This is a genomic window from Micromonospora sp. NPDC048907 (assembly GCF_055586885.1).
In genome coordinates this window covers 128,247-153,151 of record NZ_JBVJHI010000006.1, presented here as the reverse complement: position 1 = coordinate 153,151, position 24,905 = coordinate 128,247, and the positions used below count along the sequence as shown (strand labels likewise).

Annotated in this window: 24 protein-coding genes and 3 tRNA genes; 9 read left to right on the top strand and 18 right to left on the bottom strand. The window is 74.0% G+C overall.

Annotated features, from left to right (window positions below; all coding sequences use genetic code 11):
- Positions 1-20: 20 nt before the first annotated feature.
- The 4 genes from ACZ6PY_RS22185 to leuC all read right to left on the bottom strand — a co-directional run bounded on the left by ACZ6PY_RS22185 (position 21) and on the right by leuC (position 5,088).
- A complete protein-coding gene (locus ACZ6PY_RS22185) occupies positions 21-2,120 on the bottom strand; it encodes an endonuclease/exonuclease/phosphatase family protein (RefSeq protein WP_466074811.1) in 2,100 nt (699 codons plus the stop codon).
- 132 nt (positions 2,121-2,252) lie between these two features.
- On the bottom strand, positions 2,253-2,882 hold the full coding sequence (locus tag ACZ6PY_RS22180) for an HU family DNA-binding protein (RefSeq protein WP_466075207.1): 630 nt from the start codon (positions 2,880-2,882) through the stop codon (positions 2,253-2,255).
- A gap of 160 nt (positions 2,883-3,042) precedes the next feature.
- On the bottom strand, positions 3,043-3,630 hold the full coding sequence (leuD, locus tag ACZ6PY_RS22175) for a 3-isopropylmalate dehydratase small subunit (protein WP_466074810.1): 588 nt from the start codon (positions 3,628-3,630) through the stop codon (positions 3,043-3,045).
- 15 nt (positions 3,631-3,645) lie between these two features.
- Positions 3,646-5,088, bottom strand: a complete 1,443-nt coding sequence (leuC, locus tag ACZ6PY_RS22170; protein ID WP_466074809.1) for a 3-isopropylmalate dehydratase large subunit — start codon at positions 5,086-5,088, stop codon at positions 3,646-3,648.
- Between the two features lie 49 nt (positions 5,089-5,137).
- On the opposite strand from leuC, the gene ACZ6PY_RS22165 reads away from it, so the two are divergent.
- Positions 5,138-5,824, top strand: a complete 687-nt coding sequence (locus ACZ6PY_RS22165; RefSeq protein WP_013284529.1) for an IclR family transcriptional regulator — start codon at positions 5,138-5,140, stop codon at positions 5,822-5,824.
- A 141-nt stretch (positions 5,825-5,965) separates the two neighbouring features.
- On the opposite strand, the gene ACZ6PY_RS22160 is transcribed toward ACZ6PY_RS22165, so the two are convergent.
- From ACZ6PY_RS22160 to ACZ6PY_RS22145, 4 genes are all read right to left on the bottom strand, one after another.
- A tRNA-Glu gene (locus tag ACZ6PY_RS22160) sits at positions 5,966-6,038 on the bottom strand.
- A 154-nt stretch (positions 6,039-6,192) separates the two neighbouring features.
- Positions 6,193-6,265: transfer RNA gene (locus tag ACZ6PY_RS22155), tRNA-Glu, on the bottom strand.
- 135 nt (positions 6,266-6,400) lie between these two features.
- Positions 6,401-6,472 (bottom strand) — tRNA-Gln (locus tag ACZ6PY_RS22150).
- Positions 6,473-6,578: 106 nt separating this feature from the next.
- A complete protein-coding gene (locus tag ACZ6PY_RS22145; RefSeq protein ID WP_091268833.1) occupies positions 6,579-7,382 on the bottom strand; it encodes a fumarylacetoacetate hydrolase family protein in 804 nt (267 codons plus the stop codon).
- Between the two features lie 169 nt (positions 7,383-7,551).
- Here ACZ6PY_RS22145 and ACZ6PY_RS22140 point away from each other — a divergent pair, with 169 nt between their 5' ends.
- Positions 7,552-8,904: a hypothetical protein gene (locus ACZ6PY_RS22140; RefSeq protein WP_466074808.1), complete on the top strand. Its 1,353-nt coding sequence runs from the start codon at positions 7,552-7,554 to the stop codon at positions 8,902-8,904.
- A gap of 146 nt (positions 8,905-9,050) precedes the next feature.
- The gene (locus ACZ6PY_RS22135) at positions 9,051-9,950 is read left to right on the top strand and encodes a 3-methyladenine DNA glycosylase (protein WP_466074807.1); all 900 of its coding nucleotides are present in this window, start codon (positions 9,051-9,053) and stop codon (positions 9,948-9,950) included.
- Here the strand turns inward: ACZ6PY_RS22135 and sigJ are convergent.
- The gene (gene sigJ, locus ACZ6PY_RS22130; protein WP_466074806.1) at positions 9,947-10,867 is read right to left on the bottom strand and encodes an RNA polymerase sigma factor SigJ; all 921 of its coding nucleotides are present in this window, start codon (positions 10,865-10,867) and stop codon (positions 9,947-9,949) included. The genes ACZ6PY_RS22135 and sigJ overlap by 4 nt on opposite strands.
- Before the next feature lie 99 nt (positions 10,868-10,966).
- On the opposite strand from sigJ, the gene ACZ6PY_RS22125 reads away from it, so the two are divergent.
- Complete coding sequence (locus ACZ6PY_RS22125) at positions 10,967-11,341, top strand: hypothetical protein (RefSeq protein WP_466074805.1); 375 nt, start codon at positions 10,967-10,969, stop codon at positions 11,339-11,341.
- Between the two features lie 61 nt (positions 11,342-11,402).
- Here ACZ6PY_RS22125 and ACZ6PY_RS22120 read toward each other — a convergent pair whose 3' ends face one another.
- Complete coding sequence (locus ACZ6PY_RS22120; protein ID WP_466074804.1) at positions 11,403-11,978, bottom strand: GNAT family N-acetyltransferase; 576 nt, start codon at positions 11,976-11,978, stop codon at positions 11,403-11,405.
- A gap of 118 nt (positions 11,979-12,096) precedes the next feature.
- On the opposite strand from ACZ6PY_RS22120, the gene ACZ6PY_RS22115 reads away from it, so the two are divergent.
- On the top strand, positions 12,097-14,526 hold the full coding sequence (locus ACZ6PY_RS22115) for a low temperature requirement protein A (RefSeq protein ID WP_466074803.1): 2,430 nt from the start codon (positions 12,097-12,099) through the stop codon (positions 14,524-14,526).
- A gap of 12 nt (positions 14,527-14,538) precedes the next feature.
- Here the strand turns inward: ACZ6PY_RS22115 and arfB are convergent, their stop codons facing one another.
- The 7 genes from arfB to ACZ6PY_RS22080 all read right to left on the bottom strand — a co-directional run bounded on the left by arfB (position 14,539) and on the right by ACZ6PY_RS22080 (position 20,023).
- A complete protein-coding gene (arfB, locus tag ACZ6PY_RS22110; protein ID WP_466074802.1) occupies positions 14,539-14,964 on the bottom strand; it encodes an alternative ribosome rescue aminoacyl-tRNA hydrolase ArfB in 426 nt (141 codons plus the stop codon).
- 9 nt (positions 14,965-14,973) lie between these two features.
- Complete coding sequence (locus ACZ6PY_RS22105; protein ID WP_466074801.1) at positions 14,974-15,282, bottom strand: hypothetical protein; 309 nt, start codon at positions 15,280-15,282, stop codon at positions 14,974-14,976.
- Positions 15,283-15,395: 113 nt separating this feature from the next.
- The gene (locus ACZ6PY_RS22100) at positions 15,396-16,256 is read right to left on the bottom strand and encodes a S1C family serine protease (RefSeq protein ID WP_466074800.1); all 861 of its coding nucleotides are present in this window, start codon (positions 16,254-16,256) and stop codon (positions 15,396-15,398) included.
- 44 nt (positions 16,257-16,300) lie between these two features.
- Complete coding sequence (locus ACZ6PY_RS22095) at positions 16,301-17,260, bottom strand: VWA domain-containing protein (protein ID WP_262281478.1); 960 nt, start codon at positions 17,258-17,260, stop codon at positions 16,301-16,303.
- Positions 17,257-18,243 carry a DUF58 domain-containing protein gene (locus ACZ6PY_RS22090; protein WP_466074799.1) on the bottom strand — a complete coding sequence of 329 codons (987 nt, stop codon included), beginning with the start codon at positions 18,241-18,243 and terminating at the stop codon, positions 17,257-17,259. The genes ACZ6PY_RS22095 and ACZ6PY_RS22090 overlap by 4 nt, the downstream gene beginning before the upstream one ends.
- A complete protein-coding gene (locus ACZ6PY_RS22085) occupies positions 18,240-19,289 on the bottom strand; it encodes an AAA family ATPase (RefSeq protein WP_466074798.1) in 1,050 nt (349 codons plus the stop codon). Before ACZ6PY_RS22085 ends, ACZ6PY_RS22090 begins: the two co-directional genes overlap by 4 nt.
- 194 nt (positions 19,290-19,483) lie before the next feature.
- Positions 19,484-20,023, bottom strand: coding sequence for a hypothetical protein (locus ACZ6PY_RS22080; RefSeq protein ID WP_466074797.1), 540 nt, complete (start codon positions 20,021-20,023; stop codon positions 19,484-19,486).
- Positions 20,024-20,359: 336 nt separating this feature from the next.
- Between ACZ6PY_RS22080 and ACZ6PY_RS22075 the strand changes: the two genes are divergently transcribed.
- Positions 20,360-21,352, top strand: coding sequence for an endonuclease/exonuclease/phosphatase family protein (locus tag ACZ6PY_RS22075; protein ID WP_466074796.1), 993 nt, complete (start codon positions 20,360-20,362; stop codon positions 21,350-21,352).
- Between the two features lie 3 nt (positions 21,353-21,355).
- On the opposite strand, the gene cimA is transcribed toward ACZ6PY_RS22075, so the two are convergent.
- Positions 21,356-22,936, bottom strand: coding sequence for a citramalate synthase (gene cimA, locus ACZ6PY_RS22070; protein WP_466074795.1), 1,581 nt, complete (start codon positions 22,934-22,936; stop codon positions 21,356-21,358).
- Positions 22,937-23,245: 309 nt separating this feature from the next.
- On the opposite strand from cimA, the gene ACZ6PY_RS22065 reads away from it, so the two are divergent.
- The 3 genes from ACZ6PY_RS22065 (at position 23,246) to ACZ6PY_RS22055 (ending at position 24,887) form a co-directional block, all read left to right on the top strand.
- Entirely contained in the window at positions 23,246-23,806 is a 561-nt protein-coding gene (locus ACZ6PY_RS22065) for a peroxiredoxin (RefSeq protein ID WP_154225098.1), read from the top strand.
- 2 nt (positions 23,807-23,808) lie between these two features.
- Positions 23,809-24,339 carry an alkylhydroperoxidase, AhpD family gene (ahpD, locus tag ACZ6PY_RS22060; protein ID WP_466074794.1) on the top strand — a complete coding sequence of 177 codons (531 nt, stop codon included), beginning with the start codon at positions 23,809-23,811 and terminating at the stop codon, positions 24,337-24,339.
- 89 nt (positions 24,340-24,428) lie between these two features.
- Entirely contained in the window at positions 24,429-24,887 is a 459-nt protein-coding gene (locus ACZ6PY_RS22055; RefSeq protein WP_313722641.1) for a PRC-barrel domain-containing protein, read from the top strand.
- Positions 24,888-24,905 lie beyond the last annotated feature (18 nt).

The window sequence follows — 24,905 nt, the reverse complement described above, 5'->3', positions numbered from 1 at the left end:
GTCCCGTCCGCACACCGTGCTCAGGGCAGGGCGATCGTCACGGCGACGGGGAGGTGGTCGCTGGCGGTGCTGCGCGGCGCCGTCGCACCCGACGCGGTGAGACCGGGTGAGACGAGGACGTGGTCGATCTGGGTGCGCGGGTCGTCGGCCGGGCTGGTCCGCAGCGGGCGGGCCGCGGCCAGCGCGTCGACCAGCCCGGCGCGGGTGAACTCCGCGAACGCGGCGTCGCCGGGCTCGGTGTTCAGGTCGCCGCCGAGCACCAGCGGGCGGCCGGCCGCGTACCGGGTGGCGAAGGCGGCCACCTCGCCGGCCTGGGCCACCGGACCCCTTCCCGGCGGCGGTTGCAGGTGCGTGGCGACCACGGCGAGCTCCCGGCCGCCGAGATCGAGCGTGACGCCGAGCGCCTGCGCCCCGGTCGGCGCCCCGTGCGCCGCGAGGGGCCGGGTCCGGCCGGACCGCACCGGGAAGCGGCTCAGCACCGCGTCACCCCACACGGGGTCGGCGGCGGGCGCGAAGACGTACGGCATCCGCAGCCGCCCGGCGAGCAGGGCGAGGGTGTCGTGGCCGCCGTTGAGCAGCCAACCCCGGTCCACCTCGCTGAGCAGCACCACGTCCGGCCGGCCGCCCGCCACCGCCCGGGTCAGCGCGTCCAGGTCGAGCCGCCCGTCCAGCCCGAACCCCATCCGGATGTTGTACGCCACTACACGTACCGCCGCCGGTGGCGTCGCCTGCGGCTTCGGCGCCGGAGCCGGACGGTGGATCCCGCCGCCGACGGCGGTCAGCAGCATCGCCCCGAGGACCGTCCACACCGGCACGGGCCGGCGGACCGGGGCTGCGGCCGGCGGCGGGGCGAGCACGGCCGCGACGGCGACGACGAGCGCCGCCAGCAGCGGCACCCAGCCGTTCGGGTACCCGAGATCGTAGGCCGCGTAGTAGGCAACCGACCCCACCGCGAAGCCCAGCATCCCGCCGACGACGGCGAGGTCACGCCGGCCGCCGCCCGCGGCGCTCGGGTGCGGCGCGGCAGACGGACCGGCAGCGGAAGCCCCGCGCGGCCTGGCCGGCGCGGCACCCGCACCCGCGCCGCGGCCACGGACCGCTGCCGAACCGGTGTCCCCGCCCGGGCCTGCCGTGGCGGGAACGGGCTCAGCGGGCACCCGCCCAGCCGGCACGGTCGTGCGCTCGTCGACGGTGTCGACGAGGGCGAGGCAGCCACCGAGCCCGGCGGCGCCGAGCAGGACCGCCGGCGCCAGCCAGCCCGCCCGGTCGGTGGCGAACAGTCCGGCTCCGGCGACCAGCGCGGCGGGCCAGAGCAGCCGCGCCACCGGCCGGGGCGGCCGGAGCAGCACCGCGGCCAGGAAGAGGCCGATCGCCACCTCGGGCACCGCCGCGAGGCGCGCCGGGGGAAGCGCCAGGCCCGGCAGGTCCGCCGACCCGTGCCAGTACGAGGCGGCCGCGTCCCACACGGCCGGCGTGAGCGCCACCTGGCCGGCCAGCAACAGCACCGGCCCCACCAGCAGCCAGGCGGCACGGCCGGCTGCCCCGCCCGGCCCCGGCACGGCGTCACCGGACGAGGCGGCGGGACCGGCCGGGGTCCGGATCCCGGCCGGCGACGACGGGGCCGCCTGCGCGGCGAGGAAGGCGCCGACCAGCAGGACGGACAGGATCCAGCCGAGCGGGCCGCCCCGCCAGACCAGGTCCTCGGTGCCGAGCAGGGCGTGCCCGACGGCGGCCCCGGCCAGGCCGAACGCCAGCCCCGGCACCGGGCGGGCGGCCGTGGCGGCGGTCGCGGCGAGCCACACCAGGCCGGCGAGCAGGCCGGCGCAGGCCAGCCAGAGCTGGACCCGGCCGCCGGGCGCGGCGGTCAGGGCGAGCCGGGCGGCGGCCAGCACCCCGGCCGCGACCAGGCCCACCGGGCGCGCACCGGACCGGCGGAGCAGGACTGGCGCGGCGAGGGCGAGCACGAACCAGCCGAGGGCGAAGGCGCCGAGGAGTTCGGCCGGCGTCTCGGCCGCCCGGCCGAAGACGGTGATGATCGACGGCAGCCACACCCGCAGCACGTCGAGCAGGACGACGACGCCCAGGGCGAGCGCGGCGGTGGGACGGTGACGGTGGCGCACGGGCGCCCTCTTCTCGTGACCGACGGGGGTTTCGGCACGAGGATTCTCCGGGCTGGCGCGACAGCCGGTCAACGCGTACCCACGAGAAAGGGCGCCCACCGGGAACGGTGGGCGCCCTTCCGGGTCGTGCGGTCAGCGCCGGCTGGCGGCCTTCTTGGCCGGAGCCTTCTTCGCCGGCGCCTTCTTGGCAGCGGTGCTCTTGGCGGCCGTCGTCTTCTTGGCGGCGGTGGTCTTCTTGGTCGCGGTCGACTTCGCCGCGGTGGTCTTCTTCGCTGTGGTCGTCTTGGTCGCGGCCTTCTTCGCGGGCGCGGTCTTCTTGGTCGCGGCGGTGGTCTTGGTCGCCTTCGCCGCCGTGGTCTTCTTGGCGGCACCGGCCGCCGTGGTCTTCTTCGCGGCGGTCGCCTTGGCCCCGGTCGCCTTCGCGCCGGTGGTCTTCGCGGCGGCGGCCGAGGTGGTCTTCTTGGCGGCGGCGGTGGACTTCGGCACCTTGCCGCTGGCCACCATCTCCTTGAAGCCCGCGCCCGCCCGGAAGGTCGGGACGGAGGTCTTCTTGACCTTCACCGCCTCGCCGGTCCGCGGGTTGCGCGCTGTTCGGGCTCCCCGGACACGCTTTTCGAACGCTCCGAAACCGGTGATCGCCACTTTCTCGCCCTTGGTGACCGCCGCCTGAACCTCAGTGAGGACCGCCTCGAGCGCGGCCGTCGCCGTCTTCCGGTCCCCCAGGCGAACGGCGAGCGCCTCGATGAGCTCGGCCTTGTTCACGACTTCCTCCCGATTGTGCAACTGACTCGTCGCGAGCCATTCTGCGCGCACGGTATGCCCTGTGCTGCCTGGACACAAACATTCGGTGGAAAAAAGCCCTTGTGTCGTAACGGATTCGCCCCCACCGGCCGGGCCGGTGGGGGCGAAAAGCTATCTGTGGTCAGGCGACCGAGGGCAGGAACGACGGCCGGGACGCCTCGTAGGCGCTGATCTCGGCCTCGTGCCGGAGGGTGAGTCCAATGTCGTCCAAGCCCTCCATGAGCCGCCAACGGCTGTGGTCGTCCAGCGGGAACGCCCAGGTGGCGTTGCCGGCGTGGACCTGGCGGGCGGCGAGGTCGACCGTGATCGGGGTGGTCGGCTCGGATTCCACGAGATCCCACAGTTCTTCCACGGCTTTCAATTCCAACTCGACCGGAAGGAGTCCTTCCTTGAGCGCGTTGCCGCGGAAGATGTCGCCGAAGCGAGGCGCGATCACGGCCCGGAAGCCCCAGTCCCGCAGCGCCCAGACGGCGTGCTCCCGGGAAGATCCGGTGCCGAACTCCGGGCCGGCGATCAGAATCGACGCACCCGAATGGGCGGGATCGTTGAGGACGAATGACGGATCCTCCCGCCACGCGTTGAACAGACCGTCCGCGAACCCGGTCCGGGTCACCCGCTTGAGGTACACGGCGGGGATGATCTGATCGGTGTCCACGTTGGACCGCCGCAGCGGCACGGCGGTGCCGGTGTGGGTGGTGAACTTGTCCATCTCTCGGCTGCCCTTCTACAGGTCGGCGGGGGCGGCCAGCCGGCCGACCACGGCGGTGGCGGCGGCGACCGGCGGGGACACCAGGTGCGTACGCCCGCCCCGGCCCTGGCGGCCCTCGAAGTTGCGGTTGGAGGTCGAGGCGGAGCGCTCGCCCGGCTTGAGCGTGTCCGGGTTCATGCCCAGGCACATGGAGCAGCCGGCGAAGCGCCACTCGGCACCGGCGTCGGCGAAGACCTTGTCCAGGCCCTCCGCCTCGGCCGCCTCGCGCACCGCGGCCGAACCGGGCACCACCAGCATGCGTACGCCGTCGGCGACCTTGTGTCCCCGCAGCACGTCGGCGGCGGCGCGCAGGTCCTCCAGCCGGCCGTTGGTGCAGGAGCCGACGAAGACCACGTCCACGGCCAGGTCGCGCAGCGCGGTGCCGGGCGTGAGGTCCATGTACTCCAGGGCCCGGCGGGCCGCGACCCGCTCGGCCTCGGTGACGAAGTCCTCCGGGGCCGGCACGGCCGCGCCGAGCGGTACGCCCTGGCCGGGGTTCGTGCCCCAGGTGACGAACGGCGTGATCCGGCCGGCGTCCAGGGTGACCTCGGTGTCGAAGGTCGCGCCCTCGTCGGTGGGCAGCGTCCGCCAGTGGGCCACCGCCGCGTCCCAGTCGGCACCCTGCGGCGCGTGGGGCCGCCCCTTGAGGTACGCGAAGGTGGTCTCGTCCGGCGCGATCATGCCGGCCTTGGCGCCCCACTCGATGGACATGTTGGCGATGGTCATCCGGCCCTCCATCGAGAGGTTCCGGATGGCCTCGCCCCGGTACTCCACGATGTGCCCGCGCCCGCCGCCGGTGCCCACCTGGGCGATCAGGGCGAGCACCAGGTCCTTGGCGGTGACCCCGGGGGCGAGCTGGCCGGTGACGTTCACGGCCATGGTCCTCGGTCGGGCCTGGGGCAGCGTCTGGGTGGCCAGCACGTGCTCGACCTCGCTGGTGCCGATGCCGAAGGCGAGCGCGCCGAACGCGCCGTGGGTGGCGGTGTGCGAGTCGCCGCAGACGATCGTCGTGCCCGGCTGCGTGAGGCCGAGCTGGGGGCCGATGACGTGCACGATGCCCTGGTTCTCGTCGCCCAGCGGGTGCAGCCGCACGCCGAACTCGGCGCAGTTGCGGCGCAGCGTCTCGATCTGGGTGCGGGAGGTGGGGTCCGCGATCGTGAGCAGGTCGCCGCGCCGGGAGCGGAACGCCGGGTCGTCGTACCCGGTCGGGGTGTTGTGGTCCTCGGTCGCGATCGTCAGGTCCGTGCGGCGGACCCGGCGGCCGGCCAGCCGCAGCCCGTCGAACGCCTGCGGGCTGGTGACCTCGTGGAGCAGGTGCAGGTCGATGAAGAGCAGGTCCGGCTCGCCGGCGGCGGAGCGGACCACGTGCGCGTCCCAGACCTTCTCGGCCAGGGTCCTCGGTTGAGTGACTCCCACCATCTGGACATCCTAAATTCTGGGAGGTAAATTTCGGCTTGTGGGACACAGTATGAGCGGTGTCGGCGTTCTCGACAAGGCGGTGGTCATCCTGGCCGCCTGTGTCGACGGCGCCAGCCTGGCCGAACTCGTTGAACGCACCAAGCTGCCCCGGGCCACCGCGCACCGGCTGGCACAGGCGCTGGAGATCCACCGGATGCTGGTCCGGGACACCCAGGGCCGCTGGCGCCCCGGCCCCCGGCTCGGCGAGCTGGCCAACGCCGCGCCGGACGTGCTGCTGACCGCGGCCGAGCCGCTGCTCGCCGCGCTGCGCGACGCCACCGGGGAGAGCGCCCAGCTCTACCTGCGCCGCGCCGACGAGCGGATCTGCGTGGCCGCGGCCGAGCGGGCCAGCGGCCTGCGGGACACCGTGCCGGTCGGCTCGGTGCTGCCCATGACGGCCGGCTCGGCGGCGCAGATCCTGCTCGCCTGGGAGCCGCCCGAGGCGGTCATGCCGCTGCTGCCCCGGTCGAAGTTCACCGGCCGCACCCTCGCCGAGGTGCGCCGTCGCGGCTGGGCGCAGAGCGTCGCCGAGCGGGAGGCCGGTGTGGCGAGCGTCTCGGCGCCGATCCGCGACCGCACCGGCCGGGTCATCGCCGCGATCAGCATCTCCGGCCCGATCGAACGCCTGGGCCGCCGCCCCGGCGAACGCCACGCCATGGCCGTGGTCCGCGCCGGCCAACGCCTCTCCGGCCTCTAACCCCCACCCCGCCTCGTTGATCATGAGGTTGGCGGCAGTTACGGAGATCGAGAACGCCGCCAACCTCATGATCAACGAGGTCAAGGGCGGGTGGAACGGGAACGGCCCGTCTCGCGGGAGCGAGACGGGCCGTTCCTGTCGTAGCCCCGACCGGATTCGAACCGGCGCTACCGCCTTGAGAGGGCGGCGTCCTGGGCCGCTAGACGACGGGGCCAGGCACTTTTCCTGCTTCACCGCCCTGGCGAGCGGTGCGGCAGTAGTCTAGCGGCACCACGTCCACCCCCGTCGAGGGGGTCTGGGGCCGGCCGCCACACCAGGAGACACGAAACAGCCCGCCCCACGAGGTGGAACGGGCTGTCAAGCGCTTGTAGCCCCGACCGGATTCGAACCGGCGCTACCGCCTTGAGAGGGCGGCGTCCTGGGCCGCTAGACGACGGGGCCAGAACTTCATGCTTCCGCGCCCTCGCGGGCGGGAAGCTGACTCTATCAGAGATCATCTGCCGCCCCTCTCGCGAGGAGCGGAGCGGAACTCCGCCAGAATCCAGCGTCCGGGATTCTCACGAATCCGCGGCTGCGCTGGGGTACCAGGACTCGAACCTAGACTAACTGAACCAGAATCAGTCGGGCTGCCAATTACCCCATACCCCATTGGCCCCTTGCGGCGCCGGGAATGAACTTTACCCTCCCGGTGCCGGCAGGCCAAATCCAACCCCCCGAACCGCCACTGAGCAGCGGAAACGAGGCGTCGGACGCATCAGGCGACCGGTACCACCGGGTTGGTGAGTTCGCCGATCCCCTCGATCCGCACGGTGACCGTATCCCCGTCGGTGAGCGGGCTAACCCCGGCCGGCGTGCCGGTCAGCACCACGTCACCGGGGAGCAACGTCATGACGTGGGAGATGTACGACACGAGAGCCGGCACGTCGAAGACCATGTCCTTCGTGCGGCCGAGCTGGCGTACCTCCATCTCCTCCGGGTTGCGGCCCACCTCGCAGCGGACCTCCAGGTCGGTGACGTCCAGCCCGGTGGTGATCCACGGCCCGATGGGGCAGAACGAGTCGAAGCCCTTGGCCCGCGTCCACTGCCCGTCGGAGCGCTGCAGGTCCCGCGCCGTGACGTCGTTGGCGCAGGTGTAGCCGAAGATGGCCCGCTCGGCGGCGGCCCGGTCGGCCCGGCGCGCGCCCGGGGCGCCGATCACGACGGCCAGTTCGGCCTCGTGCTCGACCTGCTTCGAGAAGATCGGCAGCCGGATGGCGTCCCGGGGGCCGATCACCGAGGTGGACGGCTTGAGGAACAGCAGCGGCTCCTTGGGCACCTCGCTGCCGTGCTCGGCGGCGTGTTCGGCGTAGTTGCGGCCGACACAGACCACCTTGCTGGGCAGGATCGGTGAGAGCAGCCGGACGTCGGAGAGCGCCCAGCGGGCGCCGGAGAACTGGATCTGCCCGAACGGGTGGCCCTCGATCTCGGCGATGGTCAGGCCCTGCGGCCCGGCCTCCGACTCGCCCTCGACGACCCCGAACGACATTCCCTTGGCATGAGCGAAACGAGCGATACGCACCCGGCCAATCTATCCCCGGCGACCGGCCGGGCCACGCCGGACGCGGCCACGGCCTCCGTCGCGGGGCGCGCCAGGGTACGCCCGCCCGCGCCGGCCGGGGCGGGATTGCGCACTTCGTACCCGCCCGGCGGGCCCGGGCCCATAGCTTCGGGGCCGGAGGTGCGTTCGTATGCCTGCATCGAGACGACACCACAGGACCCTGGCGGTGCTCGTGAACTGCCTCGGCGTCATCGCCGCCGTGCCGGCGCTGCCCGGGGCGGCACCCCGGGCGGAGGCCGCGCCGCCGCAACCGGCGGCACCGCCCGCCGCGGCGGCACGGGCCACGCCCATCCCGACCGGGATGCCGGCGGCGCCACCGGCGATGCCGACCACCAAGGCGGCGCCGATCCAGCTGAGCACGCCGCCGGTCACCGTGGCGGTGGCGGCGGCCGGCACCCCGGCGCCGGGCTACCGGATCCAGGTCCGCAACGGCGGCCCCACGCCCGTCGAGACGACCGTCCGGCAGGAGCTGCCGGCCGGGTCCCGGGCGACCGCGGTCACCGGCGGGGGCCGGGCCAACCGGCCGGTCGGTTCGGCCACCGCCAACGAGGTGACCTGGCGGCTGCGGCTGCCGGCGCGGAGCACCACCACGCTGAACACCGCGCTGAGCATGGCCGGGCAGGGCCGGTCGGTCACCGCGCCGACCTGCGCCTACGGCACCGACGGCACCCGGCCGTACGACTGCGCCACGGCGACCTGGACGGGCGCCGCCACGGTGCCGGCGGCGCAGGTGACCGCGGCGCCGGCCTGGCGCCGCCCGCCGGTGCTGCTGGCCGCGCTGGCCGCGCTCCTGGTCCTGGCCGGGGGCGTGCTCTGGTGGGCGTGGCGGCGGCGCGGGGGGCCCGGCCCGGCCCCGGCGGCCACCGGCGCCCCGCCGGTGGGCGGACCGGCGGACCGGGGCACGGTCTACCCGCGCCCGGCCATGCCCGCGCCCGCGGGGCGGCGCCGCCGGCCGCCGATCTGGATGGTGGTCGGGGTCGCGGCCGCCGTGCTGGCCGGCGTGGTCGGAGCGGCGGCGTGGACGGCCACCCAGCGGGTCGCCGCCATGGACACCACCAAGCAGCCGACCAGCGGCGCGTGGGTGGGCACCAGCGCCACGGGGGTGCTCGGCGTGCCGCTGCGGGAGACCGCGTTCGAGTTCACCGTCTACCGGATGACCTGCGGCGCCGGGACGCTTCCGGCGGCGCCGGCGGGCGGCCGGCAGTGCCTGGCCACGGTAGGGGTGCGCAATCTCACGCCCGGCGAGCAGACCTGGCACGGGCAGTTGCAGCGGGCGTACCTGCCCGGGGGCAACTGGGTGGCCACCGACGAGAACGCCACCCGGGTGGCGAACCTCGGCCGGGACGTCTTCGCCCAGCCGGTCGCGGCGGGCTCCCGGGTGCTGCTGCCGCTGGTGTTCACGGTGCACGGCGACGACCCGCCGAAGCAGTTGGAGCTGCGCAGCGGCGTGTTCTCCGCGGGGGTGCGGGTCGACGTGCGGTGACCGGGGGCGGGCGGCGGTCGTACCCTGGGGTCCGTGACCGCCGCCCTCGCCCCCGCCACCGTGCTCCCGGCCCAGCCGCGCCGCCGGCACCCCGGCACGCAGGGGACACGCGGGCGGCGCTGCGCGGACACCGGGGGCCGGAACCGGTGACCCGCCTGGCCGGACCGACCTGGCGCGCCCTCGCGCAGGCGCACGAGGAACGCGCCGACTCCCTGACCGCGGGCCACCGCGCCCGCAGGGCAGCGAGGGAACGTCACGCGATCGACGACTTCCTCTACGACTACTACGGCACCAGGCCGTCCGTGCTGCGACGGTGGCACCCCGGCGTCGGGATCACCCTGGAACCCGGTCCGGACGGGCCCGCCCCGCACCGGGCGTGGCGTTGGTACGCCGCGGACGCGGACGGCGGCGTGCGCGTCGACGTCGCGGCGTTCCTGGCCGACCGGGCGGAGTCGGTGCGCTTCATCCACCGCCTGTTGTCCTCGATCGCGTCGCGGCCGGCCTTCACCGGCTGCTTCGGCCTGCACGAGTGGGCGATGGTGTACCGCCAACGCGAGCATCGGCACCCGCTGCCCCTGCGGCTCGGCCAGGCCGGCACCGACGCGGTGGTCGAGTCGCACCAGATCCGCTGCACCCACTTCGACGCGTTCCGGTTCTTCACCCCGGAGGCGGTCGGCCTCAACCGGCTCCAACCCACGAGGGAGAGCCAGGTGGAGCTGGACCAGCCGGGCTGCCTGCACGCCTCGATGGACTGCCACAAGTGGGCCACCAAGCTGGGCCCGGCGGTTCCGGGCGATCTGGCGCTCGACTGCTTCGCGTTGGCGCGGGACATCCGGCTGCTCGACATGCAGGCGTCCCCGTACGACTTCTCCTCCTACGGGGAGCCGCCCGTGGCCATCGAGACGCCGGAGGGCAAGGCGGAGTACGTCGCCCGGCAACGCGAGTTCGCCCAGCGCGCCGGCCACCTGCGGGCCCGCCTGATCGGTGTCTGCGAGACCCTGCTCGCCCGGGCGGAGCCACCGGCGCGGGTGGAAGCGGGCGCCTAGCCCTCCCGCGCCCACGGCCGCAGCTTCTCCGGGTTGCGGACCACCCAGATCCGGGTGACGCGCCCGTCCTCGGAGACGTCGAACGAGGCCACGGTCACGACGACGCCGCCGCGCCGGGCCACCAGGCCCGGGACCCCGTTGACCGACCGCTCCAGGAGTTCGAGTCCCGGCGCCAGGTCGGCGATGGCGGCCATGTACCGGGCGATGTGCGCGCCGCCCTCGACCGGGTGCGGGGCGGTGCCGGCCAGGCCGCCACCGTCGGCGGTCATCACGGCCGCCGGGTTGAGCAGACCGACGAGGGCCGCGATGTCCCTGGCCTCCCAGGCCTTCCGGACGTGCCGCACCACGTCGGCCTGGCCGCTCGCCGGCACCGGAGCGCGCGCCACGCCCACCCGCTTCCGGGCGGACGCCGCCAGCTGCTTGCAGGCCGCGGGGGTCCGGCCCAGCACGTCGGCGATCTCGGCGAACGGGTACCGGAAGACGTCGTGCAGGACGAACGCCACCCGCTCGGCGGGCGTCGTCGACTCCAGGACGACGAGGAACGCCATGGCCACCGACTCGTCCTGGACGATCTGGTCGGCGGGGTCGGCCGGGCTGCTGGGGTCGGCGCCGCCGGGGTGGTTCCACTCGGCGCGGTCGGGCAGCGGCTCGGGCAGCCACGCGCCGACATAGCGCTCACGGCGGGCCCGCGCCGAGCCGAGCAGGTCCAGGCAGATGCGGCTGGTCACCGTCATCAGCCAGGCGCCGGGAGACCGGATCTCCTCCTGCCGGCTCGGTGGCAGCCCGTACCAGCGGGCGTAGGCGTCCTGTACGGCGTCCTCGGCCTCGGTCACCGAACCGAGCAACCGGTAGGCGACATTGATCAGTTGGCGTCGCTCGCCGGCTATCTCCTCGGTGCGGGTCCCCACACTTCCCATGGTTCCGGCCGCCCCCGCCTTACCTTTCGCCGGCCCGCGTCGTCGGGCTGGTGAAACCCTAACGATCTACTGCCCGAGGGCGGAAAAGGGGACCGTGACATGGCCACCCAGGTGACGGCGACGGCGAACGCCGGGCGCAGCTCCTCGTTCCTGCAGACCGCGATCGCCCTGCAGACCCTGACCATCTTCCTCCAGGCGGTCTCCGCCGGGCTGCTGCTCACCTCGTCCTACGGCGAGACCCTGCACAGTGTCGGAGCCCGGGTGATGTACGCGGCGTCCATGCTGTACGTGCTCGCGGCGGTGCTGGCGTGGAAGCCGGGCGGCGGCTCCCCCCGGCCGATCTGGCACGCCTCGGGATTCCTCGTCCTCGCCTCGGTGCAGGTCGTGCTCGGCATCGCCCACGTACCGTCGGTCCACCTCCCCCTGGGTGTCCTGATGTTCGGCCTGAGCGTGCTGGCGCTGGCCCGGCGCTGAGGCCCGACCCCGCCCGGCGGGGTACGGCAGGCCGGGCCGGAGCCCGCCGGCACACGCGGACTCAGCCCGCCGGGTGACCCCGGTGCGCGGCCCACTCCGGGGCGAGGATCGACATCACGGTGGCGTCCACCCAGCCGTCGCCGTCGCGGAGGACCTGCCGCAGCGTGCCCTCGGCCACGAACCCGACCTTCTCGTAGACCCGGCGGGCGCGGGGGTTGAAGGCGAACACCTCCAGGCCGATCCGGTGCAGGCCGAGCTGCTCGAAGCCGTAGCCGACGATGAGCCGGACCGCCTCGGTGCCCAACCCCCGGTCCCGTCCGGCGGGACCGATCAGGGTGCGGAAGTTGCAGCTGCGGTTGTCCCGGTCCCACTCGTTCAGGACGACCTCGCCCACGCAGGCCCCGGTCGCCCGGTCCACCACGGCCAGGTCCAGCCGGTCCGGCTGGCTGTTGCGGGTGCCGTACCAGGCCCGCAGCCGGGCCGGTTCCATCCCCTCACCGGGCGGGCTGCCGGTGAGCCGGGCCACCTCGGGGTCGGCCAGGATCGCCTCGAAGGCCGCGAGGTCGTCGTCGACGAAGGGGCGCAGCAGGGCGCGGTCGCCGGTGAGGGTGGGCTTGACGGAGAAATCGTTCGGCACCCGGCGGATTCTGGGCGACGGCACGGCCGGTCCTCAAACCGTTTTCGGATCGCGGCCGGCCGGTGGCTGATTGGACGGATCCCCCCTCCGGCCCCGGCCCGGTTGGCACAGTGAGGTGGTGGGCGGCGCCGGTCGGATCCAGCTGGCCGGCGACGCGGGCGGCGTCAGCCGGCTGGAACTCTTCCTCGACCTGATCTTCGTCTTCGCGTTCCTCAACGTCACCGGGGTGACCGCCGAGCAGCTCAACCCGGCCGGGCTGCCGCGCGGCCTGCTGCTGCTCGTGCTGCTGTGGTGGTGCTGGGCGCCGTTCGCCTGGCTGGGCAGCGCCGTCCGGCTGGACCGCGGGCTCATGCCGGTGCTGATGTTCGGGCTCAGCGCCACCCTGTTCGTGATGAGCCTGACGGTGCGCGAGGCGTTCCACGACCGGCCCGGCGGGCTCTCCGGTCCGGTGGTGTTCGCCCTCGGCTACCTGGTCGTGCGCGCCGCCACGCTCGCCGCCGCCGCACTGGCCGCCGGCGGGGAGGCGGCGCCCCGCCGGCTGCCGCTGCGGGCGTGGCCGCCGCCGTTGGCCGGCGGGCTGTTCCTGCTCGCCGCCGCGCTGGTCCCGGGTCACGTGCCCGGCGAGGTGGGCCGGGAGTGGCTCCGCTTCGGGTTGGTGGGCTGCGCGATCGTCGCGGAGTACGGCGGGGCGATACTGCTCGGGGCGAACCTGTGGCGGATCAGCTCGATCCCGTACTGGGCGGAGCGGCACGCGCTGATCATCCTGATCGGGTTCGGGGAGACGATCATCTCGGTGGGGCTGAGCCAGGGGGTGGCGGCCACCCAGCCGCTGACCCTGGAGGTGCTGGTCGGGACGCTGCTCGGCGTCGCGCTGGCCGGCGCGCTGTGGTGGACGTACTTCGACGTGGCCCGGTTCGCGGCCGAGCAGGCGATGGAGCGGGCCGCCGGCGCGCGGCGCGCACTGCTCGGCCGGGACGCGTACAGCTTCCTGCACCTGCCGATGATGACCGGGCTGATCCTGGTGGCGCTCGGCCTGAAGAAGGTGCTTGGCGAGCTGCGCGCAGACCACCACGAGGCGACCCCGATCCTCACGCTGCTGGTGCTCCACGGCGGGGTGGTGCTCTACCTGCTGGGACTGGTGCTGTTCGAGGTGCGGACACTGCGCATCCTCGGCCGGTCCCCGGTGCTCGGCATCCTGCTGGTGGCCGGGCTGGCGCCCGTCGCCCCGCACCTGCCGGCGCTGGCCGAGCTGGCCCTGCTGGCCGCGGCGGTGGGCGCGACCGCGCTGGCCGACGTGACCGTGTTCCGGCGCCGGCACCGCCGGCTGCACGCGATGATCGGCCCGGCCCAGCAGCACGCCGGGGTCACCCCGAAGGAGCTCTTCTTCGACCTGGTCTTCGTCTACGCCTTCCTCCAGCTGGCCGCGCTGATGGCCGACGACCCGACGTGGTCCGGCCTGGCGCGCGGGCTGCTGGTGCTGACCGTGCTCTGGCAGGCCTGGTGCGCGTACGCCTGGCTGTCGGCCGAGGTCCGCGCGGAGAGTCCGGTGGTCCGCCTCGTCATGGTGCTCGTGGTGGCGCTCACCGCGCTGATCACGCTGGCCAGCCCGCAGGCGATCGACGACTCGCGGGGCGGCCTGCCCGGGCCGCTGCTCTTCGTCGCCTGCTACGCGGCCATCCGGCTGCTGCACCTCGGCTCGTTCGGGCTGGTGGCGCGGCAGGACCCGGCGTGGCGGACGCCGCCGCTGCGGGCCGCCGCACCGACCCTCGTCTCGCTGGGGCTCATGCTGGTCGCCGCGCTGCTGCCGCTGCCGGTCGGCGACGTCCGCCAGTTCTCCCCGCCGCGGGTCGGGCTGTGGGTGCTCGCCATCGCGGTGGACCTGGCCGGGAACGCCCGGGTGGGCCTGCGCCACCTCAGCGTGCGCTCGGCGGAGCACTGGGCCGACCGGCACAGCCTCATCATCATCATCGGGCTCGGGGAGGCGGTGATCTCGATGGGCAGCGCCGTGGTGTACACGCCGGTCTCGGCCCGGATCGTCGTGGCGGTGTTCCTCGGCACCGCCCTGCTCGCCGCGCTGTGGTGGGGCTACTTCGGCTGGGACAGCGCCGAGGGGGAACGGGCGCTGGCCGGCGCCGACCTGTGCACCCGGACCCGGCTGGCCCGCGACGCGTACACGTGGCTGCACCTGCCGATGGTGGCGGGGATCGTGCTGGTCTCGCTGGGCCTGCGCAAGACCATGTCGGTGCTGGGCAGCCGGGGCTTCTTCGAGCTCGGTCCGCCGCCGTATCCGCTGGCGCACGCCGCGCTCTTCGGCGGGGTGCTGCTCTACCTGTCGGGCGTCCAGGCGTTCCGGTGGCGGACGACCGGGCGCTGGCGTCCGGCGCGGCTGGTGCAGGCCCTGGTGGTGGCGGCGCTGCTGCCGCTGACGGCCGGGCTGTCGGCGCTGCTCGCGCTGGCCCTGCTGGCCGCGGTCTGCCTGGCCCTCACCGCGTTCGAGGTGCTCCGCGACCACGAGCGGGCCGCCACCGGGCCGGTGCCGTCACGCTGACCCGCGGGTCCGTCAGTCGCCGTCCACGCGGCGGTCGCGCTTGCGCTGGGACTGCCGCTTCTTGTCGGCGAGCCGGCGCTCCTTGGCCGCCCGGGAGGGGCGGGTGGGACGGCGCGGCTTCGGCGGCGGCGCCACCGCCTCGCGCAGCAGGGCGGCCATCCGTTCGCGGGCCGCCTCCCGGTTGGCCAGTTGCGCCCGGTGCTCGCTGGCCGCCACGGTGAGCACCCCGTCGACCAGCCGGCCGGCGAGCCGGTCCAGGGCGCGGGCGCGCAGCGACTCGGGCACGCTCGGCGAGCCGGCCAGGTCGAAGCTCAGCTCCACCCGCGAGTCGGTCGTGTTGACGCCCTGACCACCCGGGCCGGACGAGCGGGAGAAGCGTTCCCGCAGCTCGGCGTCGGGCACCACGAGCCGGTCGGTCACCCGCAGTCCGTCGTCCACGCCCCGAGGCTAGCGCCCGGCGCGGTGGCTCGGGGTGGCGGTCACGGTCGGGGTCGGGGTGGGGGCCGGGCCGGCCCGCTCGTGGTCCGAACCGGCCGCCGCGTACGCCGCCGCCCCGACCAGCAGCAGGGCGATCACCCCGACCTTGGTGACCACCCCCCGGATCGCCGTCCAGGCGGTGCGCCGGGCGCCCGGGACGCTGGTCCGGATCGTCTGATAGTCCTTCCAACCCCGCTGCGCTCGGGCGTACGACGCGCCGACACCGGCGCCGATGACCAGGCCCACCAGGAGGAGGGCCGCGATGACAGCTTGCTCCACCCACGCCAGTATCCATACTCAGCGTAATATTTCCATGGCCCGATGGTCCCAGGCCGGATATCCGACACTTCCCGGTCCGGCACGACGGCGCAGGTCAGGGGCCGCCGGGCCGGTCAGCCGCCGCGGCCGATGATGGTGTCGGCGGTCTGCTGGACCTGGTCGATCGGGATGGCGAACCCGATGCCGATCGAGCCGTTGCCGTCGATGGTGGCGATCGCCGTGTTCACCCCGACCACCTCGCCGCGGGCGTTGACCAGCGGCCCACCGGAGTTGCCCGGGTTGATGGAGGCGTCGGTCTGCACGGCGGTGTGCCGGCCGTTGCCGATGCGGACCTGCCGGTTGAGCGCGCTGACGATACCGGCGGTGACGGTGCCGGCCAGGCCCAGCGGGGAGCCCACGGCGAGCACCGGCTCCCCCACCCGCGTCGAGTTCGGCTTGGCCAGCGGCAGCGCCGCCAGCCGGGCCGACGCCGGGACCCGCAGCACCGCCAGGTCGCTGCCCGGCTCCCGTCCCACCACCTCCGCGGTGAAGCGGCGCCCGTCGGAGGTCTCCACCGTCACCGGCCCGGACCCGCCCCGGGACAGGATGTGGTCGTTGGTCACGATGTGCTGCTCGTTGTCGATGGCGAAGCCGGAGCCGCTGGCCGACGCGCCGGACGACCCGCCGACCATCACCGAGACCACCCCGGGGACCGTCTTCTCGGCGGCGGTGACCAGCTCCGCCGGCACCGGCGCGGCCGAGGCCGCCGACGGGCCGGGCGCGTCCCGGTCGGCGGCCCAGGTGCCGGCCGCCGCCCCGGAGACGGTGGAGAGGGCCACCACGGCCGCCGCGCTCAGCAGCCGGCGACGCCAGCCGCGCCGCGCGGCCTCCCGCTCGGAACCGGGTACGTCCCAGCGCTCGCGGCCGTCCGGGTCCAGCTCCGGCGAGACGAACCACGGGCCCCGCGGTTCGCCGAGTCCGGTCTGCACTGCCATACCTGGGCTCCTCACGTGTCGTGCGTCGTCCGGTCCTTGCGCGGTCAGGGCAGTCGGGAGAACCACCGCAGCGATCCGGCGGCGGCCCCCATGGCGAAGACCAGCCCGAGGCCGATGAAGCGGGCCGAGATGTCCTGCCGTTCGTTGCGGTAACCCACCGACGTGCCGATGTCCTCGTAGACGGCGCGCAGCTCGGCGCTGGTGGACGCCTCGTGGAAGCCGCCCCCGGTCTCCTCGGCGACCGCCTTGAGGGTCTGCCCGTCGACCGGCACCTGGATCGCCCGCCCACCCCGGTCGACGGAGCCGGTCGGCGTGCCGAACGAGATGGTGTGCACCGGCACCTTGGCCGCCACGGCCTGGCCGGCCGCCTCCAGCGGATCCATGCCGGACGTGTTCGCCCCGTCGGAGAGGATGATGATCCGCGCCGGTGGCGGGTCCTTGGCTGCCTTGGCGTCCAGGCTCTTGACCGCGCCCAGCGAGGTGCTGATGGCCTCCCCGATGGCGGTGCCCTGCACCCCGGTGATCCCCTCGGCGAGCCGCTCGACCCCCTCGTCCAGGGCGTCCCGGTCGGTGCTCGGCGGCACCACCACCGCCGCGCTGCCGGCGAACGCGACGAGTCCCACGTTGAACTCGTCCGGCAGCCCGTCGACGAACCGGCGGGCGGCCTCCTTGGCGGCGGTCAGCCGGTCCGGATCGACGTCGCCGGCCAGCATCGAGGTGGAGACGTCCACCGCCACCATCACGGTGGCCCGTTCCCGGGGCACCCGCACCTCGGCGTTGGGCCGGGCGAAGCCGACCACCAGCAGCGCGAGCATGGCGAGGAAGAGCCCGGCCGGGACGTGCCGGCGCCAGGCCGGCCGCTGCGGGGCCACCCGGTCCAGCAGCCGCAGGTTGGTGAAACGCACCGCGTACCGGCTCTGCCGGCGCTGCATGGCCAGGTAGCCGACGACCAGCGCGGCGACGCCCAGCAGGAGCCAGAGGCGGGCGGGCGACTGCCAGGTCACGCCACACCTCCCCGGGGCGCGGCGGGCGCGGCCGCGAGCCGGCGCTGGGCCTGCACGTGCCGGACGATGTCCGCGCTCCAGTCCCGGTCGGTGCGCAGCGCCAGGTGCGTCGCGCCGGACCGGCGCAACGCGTCCCGCACCTGATCGCGCTGGGCGGCGGCGGCCCGGGCGTACCGCTCGCGCAGGCCCGGGTCACCGGTCCACACCTCGCGGCGGCGGCCGGTCTCCGGGTCGACCAGGGTGACCAGCCCGACGTCGGGCAGTTCCAGCTCCCGCGGGTCGGTCACCTCGACCGCCAGCACCTGGTGCCGGACGGCCAGCCGGCGCAGCACGGTCTCCCAGGCCGGGGCGGCGTCCGGGTCGTCGGGCAGCCCGTCGAGGAAGTCGGAGACGACCACCACGAGGCCGCGCCGGGTGGCCATCCGCTGGAGCCCGTCGAGCCCGTCGTGCAGGGCCGGCGTCTCCGGGTGCCCGTCCGTGCGCGGCGCCCCGAGCAGGGCGCGGAGCAGCCCGAGCAGATGGGTACGCCCGCCGCGGGCCGGGAACCGGCGGATGCCGTCCGGGGTGAGCACCTGGCCGCCGAGGCGGTTGCCGACGCCGGCGGTGAGGAAGCCGACCGCCGCCACGGCGGCCACCGCCAGCTCCCGCTTGTCCAGTGTGGCCGTGCCGTACTCCATGCTGGGGCTCGCGTCGACCAGCAGCCAGGTGGTCAGCTCACGGTCGGCGTCGACCACGCGTACGTGGGGGACGGTGGTCCGCGCGGTCACCGCCCAGTCCATCCGGCGGACCTCGTCCTCGCCGGGGCGGTACTCCCGGCTGCCGGCCGCCTCGCTGCCCGGCCCGGGCAGCAGGCCGCGGTACTGGCCGTGCAGCAGCCCGTCGAGCCGCCGGGTGACGGTCAGTTCCAGCCGGCGCAGCCGCTGGTCGGGAGCCAGGTCGGCCAGTCCGGGGTCGGGCATGGTGGGCGCGTCCCGGCGTCTCATGCCGCCGCCAGGTCGGCCGCCGCCTCCGGGTGCCCGGTGACCACCCGGGGTGGGGGCACCGCCTCGACCAGCCGGCGGACCAGTGACTCGGCGGAGACCCCGTCGGCCACCGCGTCGAAGGAGAGCACCAGCCGGTGGGCCAGCACGTCCACCGCGAGGTCCCGGACGTCCTCCGGGAGCACGTGGTCGCGGCCGTGGATCAGCGCCTGGGCCCTCGCCGCGGCGACCAGGCCGAGGGTGGCCCGTGGGCTCGCACCGTACGCCAGCAGCGGCGCGATCTCGGGCAGCCCGAACCGCCCCGGGTCGCGGGTGGCGAGGATGAGCCGGACCACGTACTCGGCGAGGGCGTGGTGGACGAAGATGTCGGCGGCCCGGCGCTGGAGCGCGCGCAGCCGGACGGGGTCGAGGACCGGGCGGGCGGTCGGCCGCTCGGTGCTCATCCGGTAGAGGATGGCCAGCTCGTCGGCGTCGCTCGGGTAGTCGACGACGACCTTCATGAGGAATCGGTCGCGCTGCGCCTCGGGGAGCTGGTAGACGCCCTCCGACTCGATCGGGTTCTGGGTCGCCAGCACCAGGAACGGGTCGGGGACCGGCCAGCTCCGGCCGCCGATGGAGACCTGCCGCTCGGCCATCGCCTCGAGCAGCGCCGACTGCACCTTCGCCGGGGCGCGGTTGATCTCGTCGGCGAGCACCAGGTTCGCCATGATCGGCCCCAGCTCCACGTCGAACGACTCGGTGGAGGCCCGGTAGATGCGGGTGCCCACGATGTCGGAGGGGACCAGGTCGGGGGTGAACTGGATCCGGGAGAAGGTGCCGCCGACCACGGTGGCGAGGGTCTGTGCCGCGAGGGTCTTCGCCACCCCCGGCACCCCCTCCAGCAGGCAGTGGCCGTCGGCGATCAGGGCGGTGAGCAGGCGGTCGACGAGCCGATCCTGCCCGACGATCACGCGTTTGACCTCGAAGAGGGTCTGTTCCAGCTCGACGCCGCTCGCGTCGGCATCGACCGGGCTGGGCACGCTGGCCAGGGTGTCCGAGATGTCCGTCACGGTGCTTGCTTCCCGTGCCGGCGTACGGACAAACGTCGGATTATCGGCACCTGGGCGGCCCTTCCGGGGCCGGACCGGGACGACTCCCCCGGCCGGTCGGCAACGGTGCGAGCGGGACGGGAAGGGGGCAGACGCGGTCGGGCGGCCACGACAGCGGCCCCCGCCCGGGGGCGGGGGCCGGCTGCCGGCGGGGGTCAGTTGGCGATGAGCAGGTGGAACGGCCGATCCGCGTACCCGCCGCTGGAGCTGCGCGTCTGGACGAAGACCGCGTTCGGGATCAGGTAGCGGGGCGCCACCGAGACCTCGCCCGCGGGCGGGACGTTCGCCGCGTCGTTGCTGCCGATCGTGGCGTGCAGCCCCTTGAGGTTGACGGCGTAGTCGAGCGTCACCTGGTACTGGCCGGCGAACTGTCCGGGCAGCGACGGGGAGAACCTGCTGGCGCTCACGACGTTGGGCGAGTGCTGGAGCAGGGTTCCGTTGCTGCTGACGACCGCCCAGGCGACCAGGCCGGGTGTGGGCGCGGCGAGGGTGTTCCGCATCGCGGCCTTCGCGGACCGGCTCTCGGCGGCGGTCACCGGCGGCTGCTGGCCGGCCTGGCGCGCGCCGGGCTGCCCGACCTCGGCCGGTGCCTTCGCCGCCGGGTGGGCGGCGGCCGCGATACCGCCGCCGGCCAGGGTGAGGGACAGCGCGGCGAGGGCGACCACCGACGCCTTGCGCTTGAGGAATGTGGCCATGACAGATCTCCCTTTTGTGACCGTGGTGATACGGCCGGCCCGCGTTCTGCGGGACGGATGAATGCGGCACGGGAGCCAGGCGCAGAGCAATTGCGGACCATCGGGGGTCCACGTCGGATCGCACCGTCAGTGTGGAGCTACACCTGGCGCTGAGCTGCGTTTACTACGGAGAGTCGCGACGTCTCGACCAGGTGGAACCTAGCACCGGAAAATGCGGGCGGTCAATAGCTCACATTTACTCCGCAGCACCTGAAAAATGCTTCCGATAATTGTGAGAGGTGAACGCCGGACCATTCACGACAATGCTCGGTCGCGGCGGCGGGTAGCGTGACGGCCATGATCACGACGAGTGGGCCCGGACGGGCCGGCAGCCGGGCGGCGCGGTTCGCCACGATCGCCTGCTGGCTGGCGGTCGCGCCCGTGGTTGCCTGGGCGGCGCTCCGGCTGGCCGGGCTGGAACGGGGGCCCCTGGTGCAGGCCGTCGCCTTCACGCCGTACGTCGCCGCCGCCGCGCTCGCCCCGGTGGTGCTGGCGCTCGCCCTGCGGCGCCGCGCACCCGCGGTGGTGGCGGCCCTCGCCGCGCTGGCGCTGGTCGCCGCCGTGGCGCCGCGGGCCGTCCGCGACGACCGGCCCACGGCGGACGGTCCGGTGCTCCGGCTCCTCACCGCCAACCTGCGCAAGGGCGGCGCCGACCCGGCCCGGCTGGTCGAGCTGGTCCGCACGCACCGGGTGGACGTGCTGGCCGTGCAGGAGTTCACCCCGGCGGCCGCCGCCGAGCTGGACCGGCTCGGCCTGGCCACCCTGTTGCCCCACCGGGTGCTGAACCCGGAGGTCGGCACCACCGGATCCGGGCTGTACGCACGCCACCCGCTCAGCGGGACCGGCTACCGGCGCAACCAGGGCTCCCTCTTCAGCCAGGCGTACGGGACGGTGGCGGTGCCGGGCGCGCCCCCGCTGCGGGTCGAGTCGGCCCACCCGGCCGCCCCGTCCGTGGTCGGGTGGGTGCCGAACTGGTGGACCGACCTGCGGGCCCAACCGCCGGCCACCCCGCGCGGCGGGTTGAGCATCCTGGCCGGCGACTTCAACGCCACCCTCGACCACGCGCCGCTGCGCGACCTCATCGACACCGGCTACGTGGACGCCGCCGCCGCGGCCGGCGCCGGACTCTCCGGCACCTGGGGCCCCTACGACGGTGACCCGATCCCGCCGGTCACCATCGACCACGTGCTGGTCGACAGGCGCATCGAGGTCCGCGCGGTAGGCGTGCACGGCGTGCCCGGCAGCGACCACCGGGCCGTGCTGGCCGAGCTGCGGCTGCCCGCCGGGTGAGCGTCAGACCCGGGCCCGGTCCAGGCCGTAGGTGAGGGCGTCGACCAGGGCGTGCCAGCTCGCCTCGACCACGTTGGGGTGGACGCCGACCGTGGTCCAGTCGCGGCCGGCCCCGGCGGTCTCCACGAGCACCCGGGTCACCGCGCCGGTGCCGTGGCTGCCCTCCAGGATGCGGACCTTGTAGTCGGCCAGCTCGAACTCGCGCAGCTCCGGGTAGTGCCGGGCGAGCGCCACCCGCAGCGCCTCGTCCAGGGCGTTGACCGGGCCGTTCCCCTCGGCGGTGGCGATCACGCGCTCGCCGCGGACCCGGATCTTCACGGTGGCCTCGGAGACCACCGCGCCGTCCTCGCGGTGCTCGACCAGCACCCGGTAGGACTCCAGAGCGAAGGGCCGGGCCGGCGCGGCGTCGGGCAGCTCGGAGCGGACGAGCAGCTCGAACGAGGCGTCGGCGGCCTCGAACGACCACCCGCCGGCCTCCAGCTCCTTGATCCGGCTGGTCACCTTGGACAGCGTGTCCGGATGGCCGGCCAGGTCCAGGCCCAGCTCACGGCTCTTGAGCTCGACGCTGGCCCGGCCGGCCATCTCGGTCACCAGGATCCGCATGTCGTTGCCCACCACCGAGGGATCCACGTGGTTGTAGAGCAACGGGTCGACCTTGATCGCGCTCGCGTGCAGCCCCGCCTTGTGGGCGAAGGCGGCGGCCCCGACGTAGGCCTGGTGGGTGTCGGGAGCGATGTTGGCGATCTCGGCGATGGCGTGCGAGACCCGCACCATCTGTTCCAGGCAGCCCTCCGGTAGGACGGGCATGCCGAGCTTGAGTTGGAGGTTGGCCACGATCGCGAACAGGTCGGCGTTGCCGGGACGCTCGCCGTACCCGTTCGCGGTGCCCTGGACGTGGCGGACGCCGGCCTCGACCGCCGCGATCGTGTTGGCCACGGCGCAGGCGGTGTCGTTCTGGGCGTGCATGCCGAGCCGTGCAGGGGCGATCCCGGTCCGTGCGGTCAGGTCGGTGATCGCGGCGGTGACCTGGGAGGGCAGCATCCCGCCGTTGGTGTCGCAGAGGACGAACCGCTCGGCGCCGGCGGCGAGCGCGGTCTCCGCCACCGCGGCCGTGTACGCCGGGTCGTAGCGGTAGCCGTCGTAGAAGTGCTCCCCGTCGACGAAGACCCGCCGGCCCTGCGCCACCAGGTACGCGACCGTGTCACGGATCATGGCGAGGTTCTCCTCGGCGGTGGTACGCAGGGCCCGCACGACGTGCCGCAGGTCCGCCTTGGCCACCAGCGCCACGGCCGGGGTCGCCGCGTCGAGCAGCCCGCGTACCTGCGGGTCGTCCTCGACCGCGACGCCCGCCTTCCGGGTGGCCCCGAACGCGACCAGGATCGCGTGCCGCAGCTCCAGCTCGGTGCGGGCGCGGCGGAAGAACTCGGTGTCCTTGGGCACGGCGCCCGGCCAGCCACCCTCGATGAAGCCGACCCCGAGGTCGTCGAGCAGGCGTGCCACCGCCAGCTTGTCGACCACCGAGTAGGTGAGCCCCTCGCGCTGGGCGCCGTCGCGCAGCGTCGTGTCGTACACCTGGAAGGTCATGGGAGTCCTCTTCTCGAACCGGCGGGGAGCAACAAAAAGACCCCCCGCGGATGCGGGAGGTCTGCGCGCTCGGCGAGGGGGAAGGCCGGCGCGCTAGCTGCCAATAATCAGGACGGAGCTGGTCACGGTCCGTACTCTGCCACTCCGATCCGGTTTGTGGGAGGAGAAACCCACATCGCGGGACGGGCCCGCGATCGACTTAACACGCCGCCCTGCCCAGGATCCGGCCGCGACGGGCCTGCGGAAGTATCTGGAACAGATCCAGTTACCGGCCTGGCGTCGTCGCCAGGCCGCCGTCAAGGAGGACCCGTGCTCACTGTCGGTGACCACTTCCCCGAGTACGAACTCACCGCGTGCGTCTCGCTCGACGCCGACAAGGCGTTCGAGACGATCAACCACAAGACCTACGAGGGCAAGTGGCGCGTCGTCTTCTTCTGGCCGAAGGACTTCACCTTCATCTGCCCGACGGAGATCGCCGAGTTCGGCCGCCTCAACGGCGAGTTCGCCGACCGGGACGCCCAGGTTCTCGGCGTCTCCGTGGACAACGAGTTCGTGCACTACGCCTGGCGCAAGGACCACCCGGACCTGCGGGACCTGCCCTTCCCGATGCTCAGCGACATCAAGCGCGAGCTGACCGCCGACTGCGGCGTGCTCGGCGAGGACGGCGTCGCCCAGCGGGCCACCTTCATCGTCGACCCGGACAACGAGATCCAGTTCGCCATGGTGACCGCCGGCTCGGTCGGCCGGAACGTCTCCGAGGTGCTGCGGGTGCTCGACGCCCTGCAGACCGACGAGCTCTGCCCGTGCAACTGGAACAAGGGCGGCGCCACCCTGGACGCCAACGCGCTGCTCGCCGGGGCCGGGGCCTGAGCATGGGTCTGGACGCGGTCAAGGCGGCCCTGCCCGAGTACGCCAGGGACATCAAGCTCAACCTCGGCTCCACCATCGCCACCTCGACGCTGAAGCCGGAGCAGGCCTGGGGCACCGCCCTGGCCTGCGCGGTGGCGGCCCGTAACCCGGTGGTGCTGCGGGAGATCGCCGCCGAGGCGGCCGGGCACCTCACCCCGGAGGCGGTCGAGGCGGCCAAGGGCGCGGCCACCATCATGGCGATGAACAACGTCTACTACCGGGCCAAGCACCTCATCGGCGACGAGCAGTACGCCTCGCTGCCGGCCCGGCTGCGGATGCAGATCATCGCCCGGCCCGGGGTGGAGAAGGCCGACTTCGAGCTCTGGTGCCTCGCCGTCTCGGCGATCACCGGCTGCGGCGTCTGCCTGGAGTCGCACGAGAAGACCCTGCGGGCCGCCGGGTTCAGCCGCGACCAGGTCCACGAGGGGCTGCGCATCGCGTCCGTGGTGCACGCCGCCGCGGTGGCCCTGGACGCGGAGGCCGCACTGGCCTGAGCCGGTCCGGTGTATCGATCTCCGCAACCGGGTAGGACGGGATCCGACAGGCACATCCCCCAGAAGTCGAGAAAGGGAGTGTTGACGCCATGGAGCGGCTCGACCCTCGAACGACCCACGGGACGCCGGATCCGCTGACCCAGGGTGGTCAGGGCGCCTTCGCGGGCGGCGCGCCCGCCGGGCGGTTCGATCCGTGGAGCTACCGGGACGACGCCGGGGTGACCGGAGTCGACCTGGTCGGCTACAAGGTGGAGGCGAGTGACGGCGGCATCGGCAAGGTGGACCGGGCCAGCCACGAGGTGAACTCCAGTTTCCTCGTGGTGGACACCGGCCCGTGGATCTTCGGCAAGAAGGTCATGCTGCCGGCCGGCACCGTCAACCACGTCGACCACGACGAGCGGAAGGTCTACGTCGACCGGAGCAAGGACCAGATCAAGGCCGCGCCCGAGTACGACGAGGCCACCGACACGGACCCGGCCTACCGGGACAAGCTCGGCGGTTACTACGACGACACCTACTCGTCGATCCCGCCGGGCACCGCCCGGTAACGGAGACACCTGCAACCA

Coding starts and splice junctions, on each gene's coding strand:
- leuD (WP_466074810.1), bottom strand. CDS start 3,630: ATGGACAAGTTCACCACCCACACCGGCACCGCCGTGCCGCTGCGGCGG.
- leuC (WP_466074809.1), bottom strand. CDS start 5,088: ATGGTGGGAGTCACTCAACCGAGGACCCTGGCCGAGAAGGTCTGGGAC.
- ACZ6PY_RS22165 (WP_013284529.1), top strand. CDS start 5,138: ATGAGCGGTGTCGGCGTTCTCGACAAGGCGGTGGTCATCCTGGCCGCC.
- ACZ6PY_RS22140 (WP_466074808.1), top strand. CDS start 7,552: ATGCCTGCATCGAGACGACACCACAGGACCCTGGCGGTGCTCGTGAAC.
- sigJ (WP_466074806.1), bottom strand. CDS start 10,867: ATGGGAAGTGTGGGGACCCGCACCGAGGAGATAGCCGGCGAGCGACGC.
- ACZ6PY_RS22125 (WP_466074805.1), top strand. CDS start 10,967: ATGGCCACCCAGGTGACGGCGACGGCGAACGCCGGGCGCAGCTCCTCG.
- ACZ6PY_RS22100 (WP_466074800.1), bottom strand. CDS start 16,256: ATGGCAGTGCAGACCGGACTCGGCGAACCGCGGGGCCCGTGGTTCGTC.
- ACZ6PY_RS22090 (WP_466074799.1), bottom strand. CDS start 18,243: ATGAGACGCCGGGACGCGCCCACCATGCCCGACCCCGGACTGGCCGAC.
- ACZ6PY_RS22080 (WP_466074797.1), bottom strand. CDS start 20,023: ATGGCCACATTCCTCAAGCGCAAGGCGTCGGTGGTCGCCCTCGCCGCG.
- ACZ6PY_RS22075 (WP_466074796.1), top strand. CDS start 20,360: ATGATCACGACGAGTGGGCCCGGACGGGCCGGCAGCCGGGCGGCGCGG.
- cimA (WP_466074795.1), bottom strand. CDS start 22,936: ATGACCTTCCAGGTGTACGACACGACGCTGCGCGACGGCGCCCAGCGC.
- ahpD (WP_466074794.1), top strand. CDS start 23,809: ATGGGTCTGGACGCGGTCAAGGCGGCCCTGCCCGAGTACGCCAGGGAC.
- ACZ6PY_RS22055 (WP_313722641.1), top strand. CDS start 24,429: ATGGAGCGGCTCGACCCTCGAACGACCCACGGGACGCCGGATCCGCTG.